Here is a 17,439-nt window from a genome sequence, read left to right as displayed (position 1 = left end):
ATGACCGGGAGAACCGCCGCGACGCGGACGCGTCAGAGCTTGCGGAGCTGCACCGACGCCACCGTGTGGTCGGCGGCCTTGTTGAGCACGAGCTTCGCGCGGTGCCGGGTGGGCTCGACGTTCTCGCGCAGGTTCGGCAGGTTGATGTCGCGCCAGAAGCCGAGGGCCTGCTCGACGGCCTCCTCGTCCGAGATGGTGGCGAAGACCTTGAAGAACGAGTTCGGGTTGCTGAACGCGCTCTCCCGGAGTGTCAGGAACCGGTTCACGAACCACGACTCGATGTGCTCGACGTCGGCGTCGACGTAGATCGAGAAGTCGAACAGGTCGCTGACGGCGACGTCGTGCGGGGTCGGCGGCGGCGCGAGCACGTTGAGGCCCTCGACGATCACGACGTCGGGCCGCCGCACGGTCACGTACGCGTCGGGGATGATGTCGTAGCGCATGTGCGAGTAGAAGGGCGCCCGCACCTCCGCCGCTCCGGACTTCACCTCGGACAGGAAGCTCACCATCGCGCGACGGTCGTAGGACTCCGGGAAGCCCTTGCGCGCCATGAGGCCCCGGCGCTCGAGCTCCGCGTTGGGGTACAGGAACCCGTCGGTGGTGACCAGTTCGACGCGGGGCGTGCCCGGCCAGCGGCTCATGAGCTCGCGGAGCAGACGTGCGACCGTCGACTTGCCGACCGCCACCGAACCGGCCACGGCGACGACGAACGGCGTCGTCGAGTCCGGCTCGCCGAGGAAGGACGCCGTCTCGGCACCGAGGCGCTTCGTGTTCTCGGCGTAGGCGCTCAGCAGCCGGCTCAGCGGCACGTACACCTCGCGCACCTCGGCCATGTCCAGGCGGTCGCCGATTCCGCGCAGCTGCACGATCTCGGTCTCGGTGAGCGGGTTGGAGATGCCCGGAGCCAGTCGCGCCCAGTCCGCGCGGTCGATCTCACGGTAGAGCGATTCGCCCATGGCGGTGTCTTCGGTGGCCATCGCCGCCACTCTATCCCTCGAGCCGCATCGGTTTCGCTAGCCTGACGGGATGCGCCTCGGAGTCCTCGACATCGGCTCGAACACCGTCCACCTGCTCGTCGCCGACGTGCGCCCCGGTGGCCGGCCGCTGGCCACCACGAGCAAGCGGACCGTGCTGCGCCTCATGCGGTACGTCCAGCCCGACGGCTCCATCTCGGAGGAGGGGGTCGCCGCGCTCGTCGAGGCGGTGGCCGCCGCGCGCACCGTCGCCGACGCGGAGAACGTCGAGGAGCTGCTCGCGACGGCGACCAGCGCGGTGCGGGAGGCCAGCAACGGCGCCGACGTCATCGCGCGGATCGAGGCGGCGCTCGGCCAGGAGCTCCAGGTGCTCGGCGGCGAGTCCGAGGCGCGGTTCACCTTCCTCGCGGTGCGCCGCTGGTTCGGCTGGTCGGCGGGGCAGATCCTGCTCTTCGACATCGGCGGCGGCTCCCTCGAACTGGCCGCCGGGTCGGACGAGCTCCCCGACGTCGCCGCCTCGGTCCCCCTGGGCGCGGGACGCATGACGATCGAGTTCCTCCCCGACGACCCGCCCGGGGAGGAAGCGGTGGAAGTGCTGCGCGAGCACACGCGGGCCACGCTCGCCCCCGTGGCCGAGCTGATGCGCGACCAGCCGGCACCGCACCACGTGGTGGGGTCGTCCAAGGCGATCCGCTCCCTCGCGAAGCTTGCCGGCTACCCCGTCCCCGGCTGGAGCGGCACCGACGCGATGCGCCTGCCCCGCGGCGCGCTCGGCTCCTGGATCCCCCGCCTGGCCCGGCTGCCCGCCTCCGCGCGGCAGGAGCTCCCCGGCATCACCGCCGACCGGACGTTCCAGATCGTCGCGGGCGCCGTCGTCCTGCACACCGCGATGACGGTGCTCGACGTCGACGAGCTCGAGGTCTCGCCCTGGGCGCTGCGGGAGGGCGTGCTGCTGCGCTACATCGAGTCGCTGTCGTGGAGCGACCCCGGCCGCTGAGCGACCGCGCGGATCAGGGGACCCGGACCGCCATGGTGGGCGGCCGGCGCCGACGGTGCGAGGTGTCGAACGTCGTGGCCTCGTGATGACTCAGCGGCACGATGACCTCGAGCACCACCTGGTCGCCGACCTGACGCAGGTGCGCCCGCTCGCCGAACGACGCGAGTCCGAGGCCCGGGGTGCCGGTGCCCCGCAGCGTCCCCGACGAGGACACGGCGACCCTCAGCTCCGACTCGTCCGCGCTCGTCGAGACCGAGAGGCGGGCAGCGCGCGCCGCCGAGTGCTTGACGGCGTTGACGAAGCCCTCGCTGACGACCGCGCCGACCGCCGCGGCGACCTCGGCGTCCTGGAGGGCCACGACGGCGGCCGCGTCGATGTCGGCGCGCACGTCGAGGATGCCCGACCAGATCGCCAGCAGACCGTCGAGGTCGGTGGTGTCGGAGCGTTCGGGCGCTCCGACCAGGATCTCCGCGAAGGCCGACTCGGTGTCGATGCGGAAGCGCCGGATCTCCTCCGCGGTGGGAGGGCGGTCGTCCACGCGCGCGGCGAAGATCACGCAGCGGCTCTGGACGCGGTCGTGCAGGAGGTCGACGGCCCGCCACAGCGGCTCACGGGCCTGGGCGGTCTGCGCGGTCGCCAGGGCGTCGGTGTGGGCCAGCAGCTCGGTGAGGGTGCGGCTCTGCTCGCGCGAGCGCTCGACGGCGTCCGCGGTGAGACCCACGACGACCGCCAGAGCCGGCACCGTCACGAGGGGGATGGCCAGGACGATGCCGTCGGCGGAGGTGAGGAGGAAGCCGATGAGGACGATCCCGACCCCGACGCCGACCCAGCTGGCGAGGACGATCGCTCCGCGCAGCACCGGTCCGTGGCCCCGGCCGGCCACGCGGATGACGAGGTCGGCGGCGTAGGCGAGCAGCAGCAGCAGGGCGAGGGCCACCAGGATGAGCGGGATCCCGCCCAGGACGAAGGTGTACGGGGTGCTCGCGAGGTAGTACAGCACGACGACCAGCAGCGGGTTCGGCCGGGCGAGCCGCGCCAGGAAGGGCACGGCCGGGCCGCGCGCCGTCTCGGCGGCACCGCCGTCGACGACGCCGTCCAGGCGGGAGCGCAGCCGGTCGTCCAGCCGGTGGCTGGCCGCGCGCACCTCATCGGCGAACGCCCTCACCGCGTCGAAGTCGATCGTGCCCGCCAGGAGCGCGTCGCGGCGCCGGCGGACGTCGGCGACCGCATCGGTCAGGAGCGCGGCGTTCTGCTGTCCGTAGCGGATGACGCGTCCCCGCAGGTCGTCGAACACCGCGAGCGCGGCCGCGAGCCGGTTGGCGGACTCCTTCGCGTCGGCGTACCAGGCGGCCGAGGCCGCGACCAGCGGGAGCACCGCGAACCAGCTGAGGGCGTTGGTCGCGATGCGCTGCAGCCACTCCCCCGTGCCCTCGTGCCCGAACAGCGTCGAGGCGGTCAGGTCGTTGAGGAAGGGGCGGGCGATCGAGACGGCGATCAGGGTGCCGATCACCAGCACCCCGCGCGCGAGAGCGCTGTCGAGGCGACGCTCGGCGACGGCCACCGGGAGCACGAGCACGACGATGACCAGCCACGCCAGCAGCGAGGCGGCCATGGCGGCCAGGTGCTCGGTCACGCCGTCGAGCCCGCCGTACGGACTGAGGATCAGCACCGCGGCGACGCCCGACGCGAGGAGCGTCCACCTCGTGAAGAACCGTCCGCTGGAGACCGCCTCCCACCAGTGCCCCGCAACGGCCGTCAGCCGTGACCGGACGCGCGCAGGGGGTGTGGACATCCCCGTCAGCCGCGCACCACGTCGGCGAGGCGGTCGGCGATGCGCTGCGCGGTCTCGGCGTCGGCCGCCTCGACCATCACGCGGACCATCAACTCGGTGCCCGACGGACGCAGCAGCACCCGTCCGGTCTCGCCGAGCTCCGCCTCGGCGGCGGCGACCGCGTCGAGCACATCCGGGTCGGCCGCCCGGGTGCGCTCGACGCCCCGGACGTTGACCAGCACCTGCGGGAAGACCGTCATGATCGAGGCGAGCTCAGCCAGCGTCTTGCGCTGGCGTGCCATCTCGGCGCACAGGTGCAGCCCGGTGAGCAGACCGTCGCCGGTCGTCGCGTACGCGCTCATGATGACGTGCCCGCTCTGCTCGCCGCCGAGCGAGAAGCCGCCCTCGGTCATCCGCTCGAGGACATAGCGATCACCGACACCGGTGGTCTCGACACGGATGCCGTTCGCGCTCATCGCTCGATGAAGTCCCAGGTTGCTCATGACCGTCGCCACGAGGGTATCGTGACGCAGCCGTCCCCGGTCGCGCATCGCCACGGCGAGGATCGCCATGATCTGGTCTCCGTCGACGACGCGGCCCTGGGCGTCGACGGCGAGGCAGCGGTCCGCGTCGCCGTCGTGCGCGATGCCCACGTCGGCGCCCACGCGCACGACCTCGGCACTGAGCCGGTCCAGGTGGGTGGACCCGTAGCCGTCGTTGATGTTCAGGCCGTCGGGGTCGTTGCCGATCACGGTGACCCGCGCGCCGGCGTTGCGGAACGTCTCGGGCGAGACACCCGATGCGGCGCCGTTCGCGCAGTCCACCACGACGTGGATGCCGTCGAGACGGTGCGGGAGCGAGGCGAGCAGGTGGAGGACGTACCGGTCCTCGGCGTCCGAGAAGCGCGACACGCGGCCGACGTCGCCGCCGGTGGGCCGCAGCTTCTCGCCGGTCATCGCCTCTTCGATGCGCCGCTCGACCTCGTCGGGGAGCTTCACACCGCCGCGGGCGAAGATCTTGATGCCGTTGTCGGGAGCGGGGTTGTGGGAGGCGGAGATCATCACGCCGAAGTCGGCGTCGATGTCGCTGATGAGGAAGGCCGCCGCCGGCGTGGGCAGAGTGCCCGCCTCCAGCACGTCGACACCGGACGAGGCCAGCCCCGCCTCGACGGCGGCGCTGAGGAACTGCCCGGAGATGCGCGGATCGCGGGCGACGACGGCGGTGAGCCGCTTGCCCGCGGCCTTCCGCGCCTCCGCGATACGCCCCTGGCCCAGGACGACAGCTGTCGCCTGGGCCAGGGTGAGCGCGAGGTCCGCGGTGAGGGGGCCGTTGGCCAGCCCCCGCACACCGTCCGTACCGAACAGCGCCATGAAGGTTTAGCGCTTCGAGTACTGAGGTGCCTTGCGCGCCTTCTTGAGACCGGCCTTCTTGCGCTCCTTGACGCGCGCGTCGCGCGAGAGGAAGCCGGCCTTCTTCAGGGTCGGGCGGTTGTTCTCGACGTCGATCTCGTTGAGCGCACGAGCGATGCCCAGACGCAGCGCGCCGGCCTGGCCCGAGGGGCCGCCGCCGGAGATGCGGGCGATCACGTCGTAGGCGCCGGCGAGGTCGAGCACCGTGAACGGGTCGTTGATGAGCTGCTGGTGCAGCTTGTTCGGGAAGTAGTCCTCGAGGGTGCGGCCGTTGACCGTGATGGTGCCGGAGCCGGGCACGAGGCGCACGCGGGCGATGGCCTGCTTGCGGCGGCCGACGGCGGCACCGGGCACCGACAGGACCGGACGCGGGGCTGCAGCGGCAGCCTCGGTGGCCGGGGTCTCGGTGGTGTAGTTGTCGGGGGTCTCTTCGAGGGAGTCAGCGATCTTCGCCATGGGATGTCCTCAGTCTGTTTCGGCGGCGCTTACTGGGCGACCTGGTCGAAGGTGTACGGGGTGGGCTGCTGGGCCGCGTGCGGGTGCTCGGCACCGGCGTAGACCTTCAGCTTCGACAGCTGCTGGCGGCCCAGGCTGTTCTTGGGGAGCATGCCGCGGACGGCCTTCTCGACGGCGCGGACCGGGTTCTTCTCCAGGAGCTCCGCGTAGGTGGTGGCCGTGAGGCCGCCCGGGTAGCCCGAGTGGCGGTACGCCTTCTTCTGCAGGAGCTTCTGACCGGTCAGCGCCACCTTGGCGGCGTTGACGATGACGACGAAGTCGCCGGTGTCGATGTGGTTGGCGAACGTCGGCTTGTGCTTGCCGCGGAGCAGGGCGGCCGCGTGCGAGGCGAGGCGTCCGAGGACGACATCGCTCGCGTCGATGACCAGCCACTCACGCTGGGTCTCGCCAGCCTTGGGGGTGTAGGTGCGCGTCACAGTAGTGCTGCTTTCTTGATCGAACGGAGAGGTTCGTGAATCCCACTCCGGGGCGCTTCGCCGGGTGACGGTCGAAGGGCGCCAGTGGAGGGCTCACGTTCGTGATGCCGGGTCAGCTGAGCCGGACACCAAGGATCGAGTCTACGTCAGATCCGCCGGAGACGCCACACGAGGGGCTGAACCGCGGGCAGATACACCCAGAACCCGCCTTTTGGGGTGATTGTGATTGGCGTGTCGCATGTGACGTGTGATACCACTGTGCAGAAGAAGCATCCTTTCCCCCCGGAGGATCACATGTCCAGTCGCCCTCGGCGACGCCTCGGCGTCGCCGCCGGGGCGGCGGCGGCACTGGTGCTGGCGCTCATCGGCGCCGTCGCCCCCGCCCCCGCCGCCACCGGTGCCACGTCCTGCACGTCGTCTCTGACCGTCGCCCAGGTCCAGGCGCGCATCCTCGCCGATGTCAACGCCGCCCGCGGGCGCGTCGGGGTCAAGCCGCTCACGGCCAACTCCGCCATGCACTCCGTGGCCATCAAGTGGTCGCAGAAGCAGGCGGCCCGCGAGACGATGAGCCACAACCCGGACTACACGTCGCAGATCCCCGCCGGATGGTCGGCCGCCGGCGAGAACGTCGCCTACGGCTACGCTCCGACGAGCGTGACCCGTGCGTGGCTGGACAGCCCCGGCCACCGCGCCAACATCCTGCGCACCTCGTTCACGCACATCGGCATCGGCGTGGCGTGCAGCGACGCCGGCCGCCCGTACTACACGCAGGTCTTCGGCGGCTACAAGACGCTGGCCACGAGCACGCCCGCGATCAGCGGCACGCCGAAGGCGGGCATCACCCTGACCGCCAAGACGGGCACCTGGACCACCGGCACGACCCTCCGCTACCAGTGGTACGCCGACGGCACCTCGGTCTCGGGCGCCACCTCGAAGACCTACACGCCGAAGTCCACCGACGCGGGCAAGGTCCTCAAGGTGAAGGTCACCGGGAGCAAGACGGGCTACGCCCCCACCGCCCGCGTCTCGAACCCGACCCGCGAGATCGCGAAGCTCAGCACCCTCTCGACGGTCACCCCCCGCATCGCGGGCACCGTCGCCGTGGGACAGCGGGTCGAGGCGATCCGCGGTCAGTGGACCACGGGGACGACATACTCCTACCGCTGGTACCGCGGCGGGGTCGCGATCTCGGGAGCCACGGGGAAGACCTACGTGCTCACCAAGGCGGACCGCGGGCACACGCTGACCGTCAAGGTGACGGGGAAGAAGGCGGGCTACGCCACGGCGACGCGCACGTCGGCCAAGACGGGCTACGCGCGCTGACGGGCCGGCGACACCCTCAGCGCACCACGGCGGTGACCGTGGCGAGGCGTGTGAGCACCTCCTGGCTGATCGAGCCCAGCAGGAACCGGGCGACCGCGCCCCGGCCGTGGGTGCCGACGACGGCGAGGCGCGCCGTCGTCGCGATCTCGTTGAGCACCTGCGCCGGATAGCCGCGCTCCACCCGCCGCTGGACCTCCAGGTCGGGGTAGTCGGCGGCGATGCCCGCCATCGCCAGGGCGAGGATCTCCTCGGTCGCGGCGGCCATGTTCGTGAGGTAGAGCTCGGGATACACCGCCAGGTCGTTGCGCGGTGCGTGGAGGGGCGTCCACACGCTCACCGCGATCAGCGGCTCGCGAAGACGGTCCGCCTCCGCCGCGGCGAACCGCACCGCCTTCTCCGACACCTCGGAGCCGTCCACCCCGACGACGACGCCGCGGCATCCGGTGCGGTCGACGTCGGGCACGACGACGACGGGACACCTCGCTCCGGCCGCGATCCGCACGCCGTGCGCACCCCGCGGGCGACCGTTGCCCGGTCCGCGGTAGTCGCTCCCGATCACCATCAGCGCCGCCCCCGCGCTCGCGGCGATCAGGTGTGCGACGGGGTTGCCGCTGTCCACGCGGATCGTCACCGGCACCCCGGCGGCCGCGACCACGGCCTCGTGCTCCTGCAGGGTCGAACGCGCCCGCTCCATCGCCTCGGACAGGACGTCGGCCTCGCCGACCGCGCCGACCACGCCCCCGACGACGCTGACGAGCTCGATCCGCTGTCTGCGCTCCACCGCGCGGGCCACGGCCCACTCCACGGCCCGCGCCGTCACCGGTGCTGCCGTCACTGCGACGATGATCGTGTCGTTCATGGCCCGTCCCTCCGTTGGGATCCAGCTGCCCCTCCACGCTACGCCTCGCAGGCTCCGCGCGGCACCCGGGGCCGACCGTGAAAACCCGGCCGACGAGGGTCCCGGGCCGAGGGAATCAGCGGCGCGGGGTGAGCTCGGCGTCGATGAGGATCGGGAGGTGATCGCTGCTGCCCTGCGGCAGCGTCGTGATCGACGCGATCGAGACCCCGACGCTCGTGGCGAAGTCGTAGTGGCCGCGGAAGAACTTGTACCGCGTGTAGGTGCGCGCGTCGCTGAGCGTGAGCTCGTAGCCCGCGTCGCGGATCCGCTGGCTGAGGCTCTCCTTGAACACCGGGTAGTTGTAGTCGCCCACCATGAGGATCGGCAGGCCCACCCCCAGCTTGCTCAACTCGGCGAGCGCCGCATGGATCTGCTTGCGGCGGAGCGAGTTCAGCGCCGTCAGCGGCGCCGCGTGGAAGCTCGCGACGAGGAACTCCTGCCCGTGGTCGATGTCGCGCATCCGCACCCCCAGCATCCGCTCCTCGGCGGGCTTGAGCACGCGGTCGTGGAGCGACTTCTTGAGGGCCATCGAGCGGACCTCGAGCGCCGTGTAGGTGTTCTCGCGGTGGTACACGGCCAGCCCGAGGCGGTTGCGCACCGTCGCCTCCGCCAGCCGCAGTCCCGCGATCTGCGCGGGCAGGTCGTCGCTGACGGCTTCCTGCAGGCACAAGATGTCGGCCGCGTGCGCATCGACCAGCTGCTCGAGCTCGTGGGCGGCCTTGTGCTTGTTGAGGTTGTACGAGATGACCTTCATGCCGCCCACCAGCCTATGCCGCCCACCTGTGACCGCCCTCGGGGTTGACTCTGCGTTCCGCCGGTGTCAGTCCCCGTCGAGCGAGCGCCGTCTGCGCGTCTGCTCGGCGCGGTCTGCCAGCAGCTCGTCGGCGGGGTAGCCGACCTCGGTGAGGGTGAGCCCGCGGGCGGCGAGCACCTTGGTCTCGCTGGTGCGCTCGCGCGCGTCGCGGATCTCGGCCACGTCGGCGATGCCGAGCCTGCCCTGCCCGACCGCCACGCAGGCCCCCACGAGGGCGCGCACCATGCTGTGGCAGAAGGCGTCCGCCTTCACGTTGGCGAGGAGGATGCCGTCCTCGTCGCGGTGCCAGTCGAACTCCAGGAGCGTGCGGATGGTGGTCGCCTCCTCGCGCCACTTGCAGTACGCGGCGAAGTCGTGGAGCCCGATCAGCGAGCGGGCCGCGGCGTCCATGGCCTCGACGTCCAGGTCGGCCGCGACGCTCGTCGTGCGGGCGCGCGCGAGCGGGTCGTACCCGCTCACGCGGTCGGCCACGCGGTACGCGTAGCGACGCCAGACCGCCGAGAAGCGGGCGTCGAACCCCTCCGGCGCCGCCGACGTGCGCCGCACGACGACGTCCGGATACTGCCCGAGGATGCCCGTCAATCGCGCCGCGAGAGCCTCCGGCGCGGGGTTGCGCGCGGCGTCGAGCCGCCGGAGCTGCGCCTCGGTCAGGTCCAGGTGGGCGACCTGGCCGGTCGCGTGGACGCCGGCATCCGTGCGGCCCGCTACGACCAGGCGGGGCTCTCCGCCGAGGATCCGCGCCACGGCGCCCTCGAGCGTGCCCTGCACGGTCCGCAGCCCCGGCTGGCGCGCCCAGCCGCGGAAGTCCGTGCCGTCGTAGGCGATATCGAGACGCAGCCGCACCCCGTCAGCCTACCGACGGCGGCTCGCCCGCTCGCGCCGTCGCCGTCAGAACGCGGCGTCGACCTCCGCGCGCCGGGGCGGGTTGGCCCCCGCGCGCGAGACCGTGATCCCGGCGGTGACGGCAGCGCGCCGCAGGGCGCGCTCGAGGGAGACGGGCGAGGCGAGCAGCTCCGCGTCGTCGAGCATGCTCGAGATCAGGCTCGCCATGTACGCGTCGCCCGCCCCGATGGTGTCGACCACCTCGACGGAGATCGCGGGCACCTCCACGACACCGGCCGGACCGAGCGCGATCGCCCCCTCGCCCCCGCGCGTGATGACGACCACCCGCGGACCCTGCGTGGCGATCTCGGACAGCACCTGCTCGGGGAGGAGTCCCGGATAGAGCCACGCGGCGTCCTCATCGCTCAGCTTGACGAGGTCGGCCGCGCGCGCCGCCAGGACGAACCGGTCGAGCGCCGCGCCCCGCTCACCGACGAGCGCGGGGCGGATGTTGGGGTCGACGGTGACCAGCGCCGATCCGGACGCGCGCTGCAGCGTGTCGATCACGGTCCCGCCGCCCGGCTCGAGGAACAGGGCGATCGAACCGGAATGGACGAGCGCGATCCCGTCGAGACCGGGCTCGGGGACCGTCCAGTCGATGTCGAACTCGTACTCCGCCGAGCCGTCCGCCTGCAGCCGCGCCCGCGCCGTGGAGGTGGCGGCCGCGCCCCACGAGGCGGCGGTGAGGGCGACACCGGCCGAGGCGACGTGCTCGGCGATGCGCTCACCACGGGGGTCGCGACCGATGCGGGTGAGCAGCTGCACGTCGTGCCCCTGCCGCGCGAGGCCCACCGCGACGTTGGCGGGGCTGCCGCCGACGAGCTCCCGCACCTCCGCTCCCTCGACGATGTCGATCAGGGCCTCACCGATGACGAGCGCGCGGGTGTCCATGGCATCCAGTCTTACCGCACTGCGGCCCGAGAGGGCGGAGCCTCGGCCCGTCAGAGACGGTGGACGAGGGCCAGCGACCGCTCGGTGGCCGAGAACCCGAGGCCCTCGTACAGGGTGTTGGCGCCGGTGGGGCTCGCGGTGTCCACGTCGAGGACCGCCTTCTGCAGGCCGGCCTGCCCGATCGCCTCCAGAGACGCGGCGATCACCGCCGGCGCGAGACCGCGGCGACGGTGCGCCCGTACGACGCCGATGAGATCGATGTAGGCGTGGGTGGCGCCCAGTGCCTCCCAGTCGGCCTCGTTGACCGACGCCAGGCACAGGGCGATGACCGCACCGTCCGCGTCGAGTGCCAGACGCGAGAGATCGGGACGCAGGAACTCGCCGTCCACGAACTTGCGCCAGCTCTCCTCGCTGGTGGGCAGGCTCCCCCAGTGGTCGCGGAAGGCGTCGTTGCGCGCCGCGAGCACGTCGAGCGCGCGTTCGGGGCTGTACGGCACGATCGTCGCGCCGTCGACCGCGGGCGGCGTGGGGACGGCCTCCGCCATGTCGCGCACCATGGTCGTGAACCAGCGCTCGACGGCGAATCCCAGGGGCTCGGCGATCGCGATGACGTCGGGAGTGGATTCCTCCGCGTACACCTTGATCTCCAGCTCCCACTCCCCCGGGCCCAGCGTGGGGGCGACCTCCGCGAGCTGCTCCCGTGCCCGCGCGTGGCTCCACCCGAGGGCTGCCGACCCGATGCCGCGCCGGCGCCACTGCGGGTGCACGGCACCGCCGATGTGCACCGTCAGGGTGCCGGCCCGCGAGGGGTGGAGGAACGCGCTGGAGAAGACGACCGCGGTGCCGTCGGCGGTGAAGCCGATGATCGTGTCGCGGGTGTGGTCGATGTGGCTCAGCTCGAACGTGTCGGCGATGTCCTCTCGCGGCGTGACCCAGGTCGGGTGGTCGACGGCGTCGGCGGCCGCGTGGATGCCGTGGATGACGTCGACGTCATCGGCGGTCGCGGTGCGCCAGAGGGCGATCGCATCGTGCTCGGGGAGCACAGGGGCGGGGGCGGGGCCGATCCGCTCGGTCAGGTTCTGCGCGGCGTTCACCGCGCCAGCCTACCCGGGGGCTGTGACGGCGCGGCTCCGGCGGCGATCCGCCCGCACCCCGGCCCGGAAGCCGCCGCCCCGGCCCGGAAGCCGCCGCCCCGGCCCGGAAGCCGCCGCCCCGGCCCGGAACGCGACGAAGCCCGCACCTCGGAGGGTGCGGGCTTCGTGACGCGATGCGGCGGGTGTTACTCCGACTTCTCCTCGGCGGGCGCCTCGACGGCGTCCTCCGCGGTCGCCTCGGCAGCGGCGCCCTCCTCCTGCGACTCCGCACCGGCATCGGCGGACTCGGCGGCGGGGGTCTCCTCCTCGACCGGAGCCTCCTCGACGGGGGCGGCGGCGGGAGCGGCCTGCGCGGCCGACTTCTTCGCCGACTTCGGCTTCGGGTTGACGGGCTCGAGGACGAGCTCGATCACGGCCATGGGGGCGTTGTCGCCCTTGCGGTTGCCGACCTTCGTGATGCGGGTGTAGCCGCCCTCACGCTCGGCGACGAGCGGCGCGATCTCGGCGAAGAGGACGTGCACGACCTCCTTGTCGCCGATGACCGACAGCACCCGGCGGCGGGCGTGCAGGTCGCCGCGCTTGGCGAAGGTGATGAGGCGCTCGGCGAGCGGACGCAGGCGCTTGGCCTTGGTCTCGGTGGTCTTGATCGACTTGTGCGTGAACAGCGCCGCGGCGAGGTTCGCAAGCAGAAGGCGCTCGTGGGCGGGGCCGCCTCCGAGGCGGGGACCCTTGGTGGGCTTGGGCATGTCAGTTACTCCAGTAGAAAAGTGTCAGCGAGAGACCCGGGCGGAGCCGGTATCCGCTCAGAGGGTCTCGTCGTCGTAGCCGCCGTAGAAGTGCGCGCCGTCGAACCCGGGGACCGAGTCCTTCAGCGACAGGCCGAGCGAGACGAGCTTGTCGCGCACCTCGTCGACCGACTTCTGACCGAAGTTGCGGATGTTCATGAGCTGCGTCTCCGACAGGGCGACGAGCTCGGACACCGTGTTGATGCCCTCGCGCTTGAGGCAGTTGTACGACCGCACCGACAGGTCCAGGTCCTCGATCGGCATCGACAGCTCGTTGGTGAGCACCTGCTCGACCGGCGCGGGGCCGATCTCGATGCCCTCGGCCTCGACGTTCAGCTCGCGGGCGAGACCGAACAGCTCGGTGAGCGTGCGACCGGCCGAGGCGACGGCGTCGCGCGGGGCGATCGACGGCTTGCTCTCGACGTCCAGCACGAGCTTGTCGAAGTCGGTGCGCTCACCGGCACGGGTGGCGTCGACGCGGTAGCTGACCTTGAGCACCGGCGAGTAGATCGAGTCGATCGGGATCTGGCCGGCCTCGGCGTACTCGTTGCGGTTCTGCGTGGCCGACACGTAGCCGCGACCGCGCTCGATCGTGAGCTCCAGCTCGAAGCGGGCGCTGTCGTTGAGGGTCGCGATGACCAGCTCGGGGTTGTGGACCTCGACGCCGGCGGGAGCGGAGATGTCGGCGGCCGTGACCTCACCGGCACCGGTCTTGCGCAGGTACGCCGTGATCGGCTCGTCGCGCTCGCTCGACACGACGAGCTGCTTGATGTTGAGGATGATCTCGGTGACATCCTCCTTCACACCCGGGATGGTGCTGAACTCGTGCAGCACGCCGTCGATGCGGATGCTGGTGACGGCGGCACCGGGGATCGAGGAGAGCAGGCTGCGACGCAGCGCGTTGCCGATCGTGTAGCCGAAGCCGGGCTCCAGCGGCTCGATGACGAAGCGGCTGCGGAACTCGCCGATCTTCTCCTCGGTCAGAGTGGGACGCTGTGCGATGAGCACTATGTGTTCCTTTCAGTCACGTGCCCGCTATATGACACGTGGGTGTTCTGAGATGTTGAGTTGTTCAAGGCGGATGCCGGGACTCACCGCGGACGGCGGCCCCGGCAGCCGGAAATCAGACGCGGCGGCGCTTGGGCGGGCGGCAGCCGTTGTGGGCCTGCGGGGTGACGTCCTGGATGGACCCCACCTCGAGGCCGGCGGCCTGCAGCGAGCGGATCGCGGTCTCGCGGCCCGAGCCGGGACCCTTCACGAAGACGTCGACCTTCTTGACACCGTGCTCGGCGGCCTGACGGGCGGCCGACTCGGCGGCCATGCCGGCCGCGTACGGGGTCGACTTGCGCGAGCCCTTGAAGCCCACGCCACCGGAGGACGCCCAGCTGATGACGGCGCCCGACGGGTCGGTGATCGAGACGATCGTGTTGTTGAACGTCGACTTGATGTGGGCCTGGCCCAGCGCGATGTTCTTCTTCTCCTTGCGGCGCGGCTTGCGCGCGGCGGACTTGGCCTGTGCCATGTGAATTCTCTCCTAAACCTTCAGGGCCCGCTTACTTGCGGCCGGCCTTCTTCTTGCCGGCGACGGTGCGCTTGGGGCCCTTGCGGGTACGCGCGTTCGTCTTGGTGCGCTGACCGCGCACGGGAAGGCCGCGACGGTGGCGAAGGCCCTCGTACGAGCCGATCTCGACCTTGCGACGGATGTCGGCGGCCACCTCGCGGCGGAGGTCGCCCTCGACCTTGTAGTTGGCCTCGATGTAGTCGCGGAGGGCGACGAGCTGGTCGTCGGTGAGGTCCTTGACGCGGATCGACTCGTCGATCTCGGTGGTCTTGAGGATCTCGACCGAGCGGGTACGGCCGATGCCGTAGATGTACGTGAGGGCGATCACCACGCGCTTGTCGCGCGGGATGTCAACGCCGGCAAGACGTGCCATGCGGTTTCTCCTGGGAGTAGGTGGAGGTGTGGAGCAGAATCGGTGCCCGGGCCTCCTGCCCGGGGTGTCCCCCGCGTCCGTTCGCCGGACGCGGGTTCTGAGACTGCCTGTGTGTGTTCAGTTGTGGAGTGCGCGGGGCGGATGCCGTGGCATCCGCCGGTTCAGCCCTGGCGCTGCTTGTGACGCGGGTTGGACTTGCAGATGACCATCACGCGCCCGTGGCGGCGGATGACCTTGCAGTGGTCGCAGATGGGCTTGACGGAGGGGTTGACCTTCATGATTTCCTGTTTCGCTGTCTTCACCGGGCAGGCGCTGTGCCTGGGGTGTTACTTCTCGACCGGTCTAGCGGTAGCGGTAGACGATGCGCCCGCGGGTGAGGTCGTAGGGCGAGAGCTCCACGACGACACGGTCCTCGGGGATGATGCGGATGTAGTTCTGCCGCATCTTTCCGGAGATCGTGGCGAGCACCTTGTGTCCGTTGGTGAGCTCCACGCGGAACATCGCGTTGGGGAGCGCCTCGGACACCGTGCCCTCGATCTCGATGACACCGTCTTTCTTAGCCATAGCCTCGCTGACGCTTGTGCAGACCGGCCGGTCTGCGGGTGGTTGGGATTCAGTGCTGTCGACACGCCAATGAAGGCGCAAGGCACCAAAGATCCAGTGTACGTGATAGGAGGCGACCCGGCAAACCGTGGCCGCCGCAGGACGCCTACTGCGTGAGGCGCGCCACGATGTCGGTCTGCGGGTCGCCCGTCACCTGCACGAGCTCGCCGTTGACCGCGAGGGTCGGCGTGCCGGTGGCGCCCTCGGGGAGCGACTGGCTCTTCGCGAAGTCGAGGAACTTGTGGTCGAGGATGGCCGCTTCGAGATCGGCGGTCACGTCGACGCCGGCATCCTTCGCGATCTGCACGATCTCCTCGTCCGTGAGACCGGGCGACTGCTCCGCGGGCTGGTTGTCGTACATCGCGACCAGGAACGCGTAGGCGTTGTCGGGATCGGCCTCGGCCACCGCGTACATCGCCGACGCGGAGCGGCTGGAGAACTCGGTGCCCTGCGAGAGGCGGTCGAGGATCGCGACGGGGTGGACCTCGAGGGTGATCCGGCCGTCCTCGACGAGCTGGGTGATCGTCTCCCCCTCGGACGCTTCGAACTGGGCGCAGAACGGGCACATGAAGTCGACCCAGGTGGACACCGTGTCGGGGCCGTCGCCGAAGACGATCGCTCCCGTCTCCTGGTTGATCCCGCTGGCGTCGGGGGCCACACCCGGGTCGGTGGCGCGGTTGTTCATCCACATGACCAGGACGACGAGGATCGCCACGACGGCCACGACCGCCACGCTCGTCCAGATCGCGAACCAGTTGGTCCTGCCCGCTGCTGCCTTCGCCATGCCCACGCCTCTCTCCGGTCGGCCACCGACCGACCATCCATTCTCGCACCCGCCGCTATGCGCCCCCTGTGCACCGCCCCGTGACTATCCCCCCTCCCCTCCCCTCCCCTCCCCTCCGTCTCCCGCCGTGGCCGGGAGTTGCCGAGCCGACATGCTTGGTGCGAGCCGACACGCTTCCTACCGCACGCACCTTGTCGGCTCGCACGCAGGGTGTCGGTTCGGCACCCGGGCCTCATCGCTGCGAGCGGGGGAAGACACGGAACGCGGCCAGGCGGGCACGCAGCGTGCCGGCGTCGCGGATGTCCTGACCGGTCCACCTGACGACGCGGCGCCCGGTCGTGCCGCGGATCCAGTCCTCTCTCTCCTTCTCGGCGAGAATCGTCGCCGCCACGTCGATGCCGGTCCCCCGGACGGCCGGGTCGAGATACTTGGCGCGACCGTCGAACTCCCCCCAGACGCCGGCGTCGTCGAGCCCGAAGTCCGCGAAGTAGCGCGTCCCCCTCGGACCGTCGATCGGAACCTGCAGCCGCGGCGGCGCGAAGCCGATGTGCCGGAGATACAGCCTGCTGATGCTCTCGCCGGGCAGTTGCGCGCGGCCGTCGCCCATCTCGAGGAGTGCACGGGCACGGCGGACTCCGCGCGCGCCGGGAGGGAGGCGACGCGCCACCTCCTCCCGCAGGTCCTCGTCGGCGGTCTCGTCGTAGTGGGCGAAGTCCCCGCTGCCCGCGACCGCGCGAAGCGCCGCGTCGAGCAGGGAGATGCCCGTCTCCTCCGATGAGGAGCGCAGCACGTCGGCGACGGTGCGCGGGAGGGACGTGCAGCGCATGCCGCCGATCACGGCGACGTCGTTCTCCTCGACGGAGACTTCATGCCGTGCGACGGCCGGTTCCCCCGCCCGGACGTGCCCGTTGGTCGCCGCACCGCTGACGTGCACCCGCGGGGGCTCGCAGCGCGCGAGCGGCAGGCCCCACAGCACTGCGGCCGACACGTGTGAGAACACCCCGCCTGCCGTGCCCCCGCCGCGCCGACGCTGTGCGGCGATCACGCGGATCAGATGCCGATCCTCCGTGGACCACTCCCGCCAGCTCGCGCCGTCGACGTACCACCCCCGATCGACGCGGTGCAGCCGGCCGTGACGCACGTGCGCCGCGAGCGTGCGCGCGGGTACGCCGGTCTGCTCGATCTGCGAGCGGGAGCGGAGCCAGCGGGATGCATCGTCGAGTCGCATCGCCCCATGGTCGTCACCGTCGCCTCCGCGTCATCCCTCCGCACCGCGGTCGGTGGTGCCTCCTCCGTTTCGCGCGGCTGGGGAGGGGCCCCTGCACCGAGCCGAGCCGACAGGATAGGT

Annotated in this window: 20 protein-coding genes; 2 read left to right on the top strand and 18 right to left on the bottom strand. The window is 71.3% G+C overall.

Going from position 1 to position 17,439, the window contains the following annotated elements; translation table 11 throughout:
- Nucleotides 1–32: 32 nt before the first annotated feature.
- Nucleotides 33–977, bottom strand: a complete 945-nt coding sequence (gene coaA / locus QQZ13_RS14970; protein WP_284530267.1) for a type I pantothenate kinase — start codon at nt 975–977, stop codon at nt 33–35.
- 49 nt (nt 978–1,026) lie between these two features.
- On the opposite strand from coaA, the gene QQZ13_RS14965 reads away from it, so the two are divergent.
- Nucleotides 1,027–1,971: a Ppx/GppA phosphatase family protein gene (locus QQZ13_RS14965; RefSeq protein WP_284530265.1), complete on the top strand. Its 945-nt coding sequence runs from the start codon at nt 1,027–1,029 to the stop codon at nt 1,969–1,971.
- 13 nt (nt 1,972–1,984) lie between these two features.
- Here the strand turns inward: QQZ13_RS14965 and QQZ13_RS14960 are convergent, their stop codons facing one another.
- The 4 genes from QQZ13_RS14960 to rplM are packed head-to-tail and all read right to left on the bottom strand — an operon-like array spanning nt 1,985 to nt 6,083.
- Nucleotides 1,985–3,763, bottom strand: a complete 1,779-nt coding sequence (locus QQZ13_RS14960; RefSeq protein WP_284530264.1) for a hypothetical protein — start codon at nt 3,761–3,763, stop codon at nt 1,985–1,987.
- Nucleotides 3,764–3,768: 5 nt separating this feature from the next.
- Nucleotides 3,769–5,112 (bottom strand): phosphoglucosamine mutase, encoded by a 1,344-nt coding sequence (glmM, locus tag QQZ13_RS14955; protein WP_284530263.1) that lies wholly within the window; start codon nt 5,110–5,112, stop codon nt 3,769–3,771.
- 6 nt (nt 5,113–5,118) lie between these two features.
- Complete coding sequence (gene rpsI, locus QQZ13_RS14950) at nt 5,119–5,607, bottom strand: 30S ribosomal protein S9 (RefSeq protein WP_284530262.1); 489 nt, start codon at nt 5,605–5,607, stop codon at nt 5,119–5,121.
- 29 nt (nt 5,608–5,636) lie between these two features.
- Nucleotides 5,637–6,083: a 50S ribosomal protein L13 gene (gene rplM / locus QQZ13_RS14945; protein ID WP_284530261.1), complete on the bottom strand. Its 447-nt coding sequence runs from the start codon at nt 6,081–6,083 to the stop codon at nt 5,637–5,639.
- Nucleotides 6,084–6,377: 294 nt separating this feature from the next.
- On the opposite strand from rplM, the gene QQZ13_RS14940 reads away from it, so the two are divergent.
- Nucleotides 6,378–7,406 carry a CAP domain-containing protein gene (locus QQZ13_RS14940; protein WP_284530260.1) on the top strand — a complete coding sequence of 343 codons (1,029 nt, stop codon included), beginning with the start codon at nt 6,378–6,380 and terminating at the stop codon, nt 7,404–7,406.
- 16 nt (nt 7,407–7,422) lie between these two features.
- Here QQZ13_RS14940 and QQZ13_RS14935 read toward each other — a convergent pair whose 3' ends face one another.
- The 13 genes from QQZ13_RS14935 to QQZ13_RS14875 all read right to left on the bottom strand — a co-directional run bounded on the left by QQZ13_RS14935 (nt 7,423) and on the right by QQZ13_RS14875 (nt 17,319).
- Nucleotides 7,423–8,265, bottom strand: a complete 843-nt coding sequence (locus QQZ13_RS14935; RefSeq protein WP_284530259.1) for a universal stress protein — start codon at nt 8,263–8,265, stop codon at nt 7,423–7,425.
- A gap of 115 nt (nt 8,266–8,380) precedes the next feature.
- On the bottom strand, nt 8,381–9,058 hold the full coding sequence (locus QQZ13_RS14930; RefSeq protein ID WP_284530258.1) for an endonuclease/exonuclease/phosphatase family protein: 678 nt from the start codon (nt 9,056–9,058) through the stop codon (nt 8,381–8,383).
- A gap of 66 nt (nt 9,059–9,124) precedes the next feature.
- Nucleotides 9,125–9,961 (bottom strand): tRNA pseudouridine(38-40) synthase TruA, encoded by an 837-nt coding sequence (truA, locus tag QQZ13_RS14925; RefSeq protein WP_284530257.1) that lies wholly within the window; start codon nt 9,959–9,961, stop codon nt 9,125–9,127.
- Nucleotides 9,962–10,006: 45 nt separating this feature from the next.
- Nucleotides 10,007–10,891 carry a carbohydrate kinase gene (locus tag QQZ13_RS14920; protein WP_284530256.1) on the bottom strand — a complete coding sequence of 295 codons (885 nt, stop codon included), beginning with the start codon at nt 10,889–10,891 and terminating at the stop codon, nt 10,007–10,009.
- 50 nt (nt 10,892–10,941) lie between these two features.
- On the bottom strand, nt 10,942–11,985 hold the full coding sequence (locus QQZ13_RS14915; RefSeq protein WP_284530254.1) for a GNAT family N-acetyltransferase: 1,044 nt from the start codon (nt 11,983–11,985) through the stop codon (nt 10,942–10,944).
- Between the two features lie 185 nt (nt 11,986–12,170).
- On the bottom strand, nt 12,171–12,731 hold the full coding sequence (gene rplQ / locus QQZ13_RS14910) for a 50S ribosomal protein L17 (RefSeq protein ID WP_284530252.1): 561 nt from the start codon (nt 12,729–12,731) through the stop codon (nt 12,171–12,173).
- Nucleotides 12,732–12,788: 57 nt separating this feature from the next.
- A complete protein-coding gene (locus QQZ13_RS14905; protein ID WP_144807125.1) occupies nt 12,789–13,778 on the bottom strand; it encodes a DNA-directed RNA polymerase subunit alpha in 990 nt (329 codons plus the stop codon).
- Nucleotides 13,779–13,893: 115 nt separating this feature from the next.
- Complete coding sequence (gene rpsK / locus QQZ13_RS14900) at nt 13,894–14,292, bottom strand: 30S ribosomal protein S11 (RefSeq protein WP_047544506.1); 399 nt, start codon at nt 14,290–14,292, stop codon at nt 13,894–13,896.
- Between the two features lie 31 nt (nt 14,293–14,323).
- Nucleotides 14,324–14,704: a 30S ribosomal protein S13 gene (gene rpsM, locus QQZ13_RS14895; protein WP_284530249.1), complete on the bottom strand. Its 381-nt coding sequence runs from the start codon at nt 14,702–14,704 to the stop codon at nt 14,324–14,326.
- Nucleotides 14,705–14,865: 161 nt separating this feature from the next.
- Complete coding sequence (rpmJ, locus tag QQZ13_RS14890; RefSeq protein ID WP_005050492.1) at nt 14,866–14,982, bottom strand: 50S ribosomal protein L36; 117 nt, start codon at nt 14,980–14,982, stop codon at nt 14,866–14,868.
- A 64-nt stretch (nt 14,983–15,046) separates the two neighbouring features.
- Entirely contained in the window at nt 15,047–15,268 is a 222-nt protein-coding gene (gene infA, locus QQZ13_RS14885) for a translation initiation factor IF-1 (RefSeq protein WP_013583992.1), read from the bottom strand.
- A gap of 145 nt (nt 15,269–15,413) precedes the next feature.
- Nucleotides 15,414–16,091 carry a thioredoxin domain-containing protein gene (locus QQZ13_RS14880; RefSeq protein ID WP_284530234.1) on the bottom strand — a complete coding sequence of 226 codons (678 nt, stop codon included), beginning with the start codon at nt 16,089–16,091 and terminating at the stop codon, nt 15,414–15,416.
- 232 nt (nt 16,092–16,323) lie between these two features.
- Nucleotides 16,324–17,319, bottom strand: a complete 996-nt coding sequence (locus QQZ13_RS14875) for a hypothetical protein (protein ID WP_284530232.1) — start codon at nt 17,317–17,319, stop codon at nt 16,324–16,326.
- Between the last annotated feature and the right edge of the window lie 120 nt (nt 17,320–17,439).

This window comes from Microbacterium sp. T2.11-28 (genome assembly GCF_950097975.1).
In the GTDB taxonomy this organism is placed as follows: domain Bacteria; phylum Actinomycetota; class Actinomycetes; order Actinomycetales; family Microbacteriaceae; genus Microbacterium.
The sequence above is the reverse complement of the archived record's forward strand: the minus strand, read 5'-3'. Positions and strand labels throughout refer to the sequence as shown.